The following is a 5,699-nucleotide window of genomic DNA, read 5'->3' as shown; positions in this document are numbered from 1 at the left end:
AGACGTCCCGGCGGCACCGGAGCCTTAGGCTTGTCGCATGGTGACCGACCCTTACCAGGGGGACACCGACCTCACGGCATCCGGCGACGATCTCGCCTCGCGTGCCGTGGTGCTCGCGCAGCGGTGGATCACCGAGAGCGCAGAGGTCGACGTGGACCCCGCCGCCGAGCGACTGGCCGGCGTTCTCAAAGACCCCAACGGACTTCCCTTCACGATCGGCTTCGTCGACGGCGTGATGAGGCCCGAGAGCCTGACGGCCGCGGCATCCAATCTCAGCCGCGTCGCACCGCTCGTGCCGGAGTTCCTGCCCTGGTACCTGCGCGGCGCCGTGCGCGTGGGCGGCGTCGTGGCGCCCGTGCTGCCGTCGCCGGTGGTGCCTATCGCGCGGCGCGTGCTGCGCGAGATGGTCGGGCACCTCGTGGTCGACGCGCGACCCGACAAGCTCGGGCCGGCGATCGCCGCCATCCGCGAGTCCGGAGCGCGACTGAACCTCAATCTGCTCGGTGAGGCGGTGCTCGGCGAGCAGGAGGCGCTGCGCCGGCTCGACGGCATCCACGAGCTGATCCGCCGCCCCGACGTCGACTACGTGTCGGTCAAGGTCTCGGCGATCGCCAGCCACATCTCGATGTGGGCGTTCGACGAGGTCGTCGACAAGGTGGTCGACCGCCTGCTGCCGCTGTATCTGACCGCGACCTCGGATCGCACGTTCATCAACCTCGATATGGAGGAGTACCGCGATCTCGATCTGACGATCGCGGTCTTCACCCGCATCCTGGACGATCCGCGGCTGCAGGGCCTCGAGGCGGGAATCGTGCTGCAGGCGTACCTGCCCGACGCGCGGCCGGCGCTCGAGCGACTGACCGCCTGGGCCCGCGAGCGCGTCGCCGCGGGCGGCGCCCGCATCAAGGTGCGCCTCGTCAAGGGCGCGAACCTCGCGATGGAGCGCGTCGACGCGGTCATGCACGACTGGTCGCTGGCGACCTACGACGCGAAGGTCGACTCCGACGCCAACTACATCCGCTGCCTGCAGTCGGCGCTGCGGCCCGAGAACACCGCCGCGGTGCGCATCGGCGTCGCCGGCCACAACCTCTTCGACATCGCCTACGCCTGGCTGCTCGCCGCCGAGACCGGCGTGCGCGAGGATCTCGAGTTCGAGATGCTGCTCGGCATGGCGCAGGGGCAGGTCCAGGCCGTCGCCCGCGAGGTGGGCCACGTGCTGCTGTACGTGCCCGTCGTGCGCCCCGACGAGTTCGACGTCGCGATCAGCTATCTCGTGCGCCGCCTCGAGGAGAACGCGTCGAGCGACAACTTCCTCTCCGCCGCCTTCGAGCTCGCCGACGACCCGTCGATGTTCGAGCGTGAGCGCGACCGCTTCCTCGCGTCGCTTCGGCGTGCGGCCGACCCGGCGCTTCCGGCCGGACCCAACCGCCGTCAGGACCGGGGCAGCGCGCCGGACGAGCCGTCGGTCACCCGTGCGAATCTGCGCGGCACCGGGCCGATCGGCGACGAGGCGGGACTCACGCAGGCGGTGATCGGCATCGCCCGCTCGGCCGCCGCAGACCCCCTCGCCGGGCCTGCCGACCCCGCCGAGACGACCCCGGTCGCGCCGTCGTTCGAGGAGCAGCGCTTCGCCGGCGAGGCCTACGTCGAGACCGCGATCTACGCACCCCGCCAGGCGCCCGGGCATGCGGCGGGGGCTCCGGGCTTCCGCAACGCGCCCGATACCGACCCGGCCCTGCCCGCCAACCGTGAGTGGGCGCGAGGCATCCTCGCCCGCATCGACGCCTCGCGCGCCGGTGACGACACCGTCGCCGCGGCCCGCATCGACGACGCCGCCGCCCTGGAGGCCGTGGTGAAGACGGTGACGGATGCCGCAGCCCGATGGGGTGCCACTCCGGCAGCCGAGCGCGGCGCGGTGCTCGCCGCCGCCGGGCGTGCGCTCGAAGCGCGTCGCGGCGAGCTCATCGAGGTCGCCGCCTCCGAGACCGGGAAGATCTTCGCCGAGGCCGACGTCGAGGTGAGCGAGGCCGTCGACTTCGCGAACTATTACGCCGCCACCGCGCGCGAGCTCGACCGGGTGAGCGGGGCGGTGTTCGAGCCGGCCCGGCTCACCGTCGTCACGCCGCCGTGGAACTTCCCCGTCGCGATCCCCGCCGGCGGTGTGCTCGCCGCGCTCGCCGCGGGCTCGGGCGTCGTCTTCAAGCCCGCTCCGCAGGCTCGTCGCTGCGCCGCCGTGGTGGCCGAGGCGCTGTGGGAGGCCGGTGTGCCGCGCGACGTGCTCGCCCTCGTCGACATCGACGAAGGCGGGCTCGGCCAGGCGCTCATCTCGCATCCGGCCGTCGACCGCGTGATCCTGACCGGGTCGTTCGAGACCGCCGCCCTGTTCCGCTCGTGGCGCCCGGAGCTTCCCCTCCTCGCCGAGACCAGCGGCAAGAACGCGATGATCGTCATGCCGTCGGCAGACCTCGACCTCGCGGCATCCGATCTCATCAAGAGCGCGTTCGGCCATGCGGGCCAGAAGTGCTCTGCCGCCTCGCTGGCGATCCTCGTCGGGCCCGTCGGTCACTCGAAGCGGTTCGCCCGCCAGCTGGTCGATGCGGCGACCTCGCTGCGGGTCGGGCCCCCGACCGATCCGCTGTCGGAGGTCGGTCCCGTGGTCGAGCCGCCGCGCGGCAAGCTGGAGTGGGCGCTCACGACCCTCGACGACGACGAACGATGGCTGGTCGAGCCGAAGCCCCTCGCGGCCGGGCCGGAGTTCGCGGGCCGGATGTGGTCGCCGGGCATCCGCACCGGTGTGCGCCCGGGGTCGCGGTTCCATCACGAGGAGTTCTTCGGGCCGGTGCTCGGAGTGATGCACGCGAACTCGCTCGCGCACGCCATCGAGCTGCAGAACGCCGTCGCCTACGGACTCACCGCCGGCCTCTACACGCAGAACCCCGACGACCTTGCCCTCTGGCTCGACCGGGTCGAGGCGGGCAACCTCTACGTGAACCGCGGCATCACCGGCGCCATCGTGCAGCGCCAGCCGTTCGGCGGCTGGAAGCGGTCCTCGGTCGGCGCCGGAACGAAGGCGGGCGGCCCGAACTATCTGATCGGCCTCGGATCGTGGCGAGCCTCGTCGGGAGCGGCATCCTCGGCGACCCTGCATCTGCGCGGACTCGACTCGCGCATCACGACGGTGATCGAGGCGGCCCAGCCATCGCTGGACTACGAGGCGTTCGAGTGGCTGCGGCGCGGCGCGCTCTCCGACGCGATCGCGTGGGACCGCGAGTTCGGCCAGGTCAGGGATGTGTCGGCCCTCGGCGTGGAGCGCAACCTCTTCCGCTACCGTCCGGTCCCGTCGGTCGCCCTGCGCGCCACCGCCGACGCGACGTGGCAGTCGGTGCTGCGCGTCGTGCTCGCCGGCATCCGCGCGGGCTCGGCGCTGACGCTGAGCGCTCCGGTCGGACTCCCGGCCGCCGTACGCCGTGCGCTGGGTGACCTCGGCGTCGTGGTGTTCGTCGAGACGGACGAGGAGTGGCTGCAGCGGATGGCAGGCCCGTCGGCCGACATCATCGCGGCTGCTGCGGACGAGGCATCCGCCCCTCCGGCGTCACGTGTTCGGCTCATCGGATCACGCGCGTCGGCGGCGGAGGCGCACCGGGCGCTCGCGGTCGCAACGGGGGGAGACCCCGACCTCGCCGTCTACGACAACGAGGTGACCACCGCGGGCCGGCTCGAGCTGCTGCCGTTCCTGCGCGAGCAGTCCGTCACCATCACCGCGCACCGCTTCGGCAACCCCGACCGCTGGTCGGAGACGGTGATCTGAGCCGTCCGACGGCACGGTGTAAAAGATTATTGACACGGATGCCGCGACCGGCGTACTCTCGTGATGTCAAACATTCTAGACATCGTAGGGCGTCATGGTCTACGAGGAGCGCAACATCTGGGCGAGCCTCATCGTCAGCCTGATCGGCGTGTCGATCTACACGATCCTCGTGCTGCAACAGGCTGCGGGCGGTCCCGTCGACGCCGTCGACTGGGTGCCCCTCATGCTCTGGACGATCGGCGGCAGCATCGTCGCGGCGATCGTGGTCAGCATCGTGTGGGGCATGCTGGCGGGCCTGGGGGATCCCGACGGTGTCGGGAAATCCGACCAGCGCGACCGTGACATCAGCCACATGAGCGGCAGGGTCGGACAGGCCTTCCTCGTGATCGCCGGGCTCGGCGTCATCATCGAGTGCGCGTTCGAGGTCGACTGGTTCTGGATCGCGAACACGATGTTCTACGGATTCGCGGTGTCGTCGATCGTCGGCGGGATCGCCAGCGTGATCGCCTACCGGCGGGGGCTCGTCTGATGGTCAAGCCCACTCGCGTCACGAACTCGATCCGCGCGCTGCGCGAGGCCGCCGGACTGACCCAGGCCGACCTCGCGAAGCAGGTCGGCGTCACCCGCCAGACCCTCATCGCGATCGAGCAGGGCCGGTACTCGCCCACGCTCGAGCTCGCTTTCCAGATCTCCCGCGTGTTCCGCGTGGGGCTCGACGACGTGTTCCAGTACCCGGAGGCCTGACATGACCCTTCCCGAGAACCACCGAGCGGATGCCCCGGCGCTCTCTGCCGACACCGTGCCCGCGTGGCGGCAGGAGCGCTACGGCGAGGCGGATGTCGTCGCACCGGGGGCGGTCGAGGTGCGCGCGCCGCGCCGCGGCGAGGTGCTGCTGCGCCTGCGCGCGACGGGGCTGAACAACGGCGATGTCCGCGTGATGCGCGGTGAGCCGCTCCTCGTGCGCACCGTGTTCGGCCTTCGCCGGCCGAAGCAGCCGGTGCGGGGGATGGATGCGGCAGCCACCGTGGTCGCCGTGGGCGACGGCGTCACCGGCTTCGGCGTCGGCGACGAGGTCGTGTGCGAGCTCCCGGGCGGCGGGGGCCTCGCGACGTATGTCGTTGCGCCGGCCGCGCGTCTCGTGCGACGACCCGCCGGGCTCGACCCGACTCTCGCGGCGTCGCTCCCCGTGGCCGCCGGCACGGCCTGGCAGGCGCTCGATCGCGTCGGCGTGACGGCCGGGCACCGCGTCCTGGTGATCGGCGCGTCCGGCGGCGTCGGAACCTTCGCCGTGCAGCTCGCCGTGCACCGGGGCGCCGAGGTCTGGGCGCTCTGCGGCGAGCGGAACCGGTCGCTCGTGGAGGGGATCGGCGCCTCCCGCACCTTCGACTACCGGTCCGTGCAGCCCGGGTCGGAGGCCCTCGGCTCGGGCTTCGACGCCGTCATCGACATCGCCGGCACGGCCCCGCTGCGGGCGCTGCAGGATCTCGTCCGCGACGGGGGCGCGGTCGCGCTCGTCTCGGGCGAGGGCGGGCGCGTGCTGGGTCCGATCGGGCGGATCTTCGCGGCATCCGCTCGCTCGGTCCGTTCGAAGCGGCCGCTGCGGCCGGTCGCGGCCGTGGCGAAGACCGATGTGCTCTCCGAACTGGTCGCGCTCGCGGCATCCGGAGCCCTTCGCCCCGTGATCGAGCGGACCTATCCCTTCGCCGAGGCCGGCGCCGCCCTCGCCCGGCTCGCCGAAGGCCACGTCGTCGGCAAGCTCGTGGTCACCGCCCCCTGACGCGCGCCGCCCGGCGCCCGGCGCGGCCGCGGCGCAGCGAGGGCGCCTAACTCCTTCCAATTCGGTGCGACACCCCCCCGCGAGTGCCCCCGGGCCCGTCAAACGGCCCGAACA

General features: G+C 72.2%; 4 protein-coding genes. All 4 read left to right on the top strand.

All coding sequences use genetic code 11. The features are described from left to right. The first annotated feature begins 37 nt into the window (after window positions 1–37). The 4 genes from ACE3O1_RS14610 to ACE3O1_RS14595 all read left to right on the top strand — a co-directional run bounded on the left by ACE3O1_RS14610 (window position 38) and on the right by ACE3O1_RS14595 (window position 5,585). Window positions 38–3,808: a bifunctional proline dehydrogenase/L-glutamate gamma-semialdehyde dehydrogenase gene (locus tag ACE3O1_RS14610; RefSeq protein ID WP_374316277.1), complete on the top strand. Its 3,771-nt coding sequence runs from the start codon at window positions 38–40 to the stop codon at window positions 3,806–3,808. 94 nt (window positions 3,809–3,902) lie between these two features. Then, window positions 3,903–4,337, top strand: a complete 435-nt coding sequence (locus ACE3O1_RS14605) for a hypothetical protein (protein ID WP_374316275.1) — start codon at window positions 3,903–3,905, stop codon at window positions 4,335–4,337. After that, window positions 4,337–4,552 carry a helix-turn-helix transcriptional regulator gene (locus ACE3O1_RS14600; RefSeq protein ID WP_374316273.1) on the top strand — a complete coding sequence of 72 codons (216 nt, stop codon included), beginning with the start codon at window positions 4,337–4,339 and terminating at the stop codon, window positions 4,550–4,552. Before ACE3O1_RS14605 ends, ACE3O1_RS14600 begins: the two co-directional genes overlap by 1 nt. A 1-nt stretch (window position 4,553) precedes the next feature. Beyond that, complete coding sequence (locus ACE3O1_RS14595) at window positions 4,554–5,585, top strand: NAD(P)-dependent alcohol dehydrogenase (protein WP_374316271.1); 1,032 nt, start codon at window positions 4,554–4,556, stop codon at window positions 5,583–5,585. Window positions 5,586–5,699 lie beyond the last annotated feature (114 nt).

The organism is Microbacterium sp., assembly GCF_041909575.1.
In the GTDB taxonomy this organism is placed as follows: Bacteria; Actinomycetota; Actinomycetes; order Actinomycetales; family Microbacteriaceae; genus Microbacterium.
This window is presented reverse-complemented; position numbering and strand designations above follow the sequence as displayed.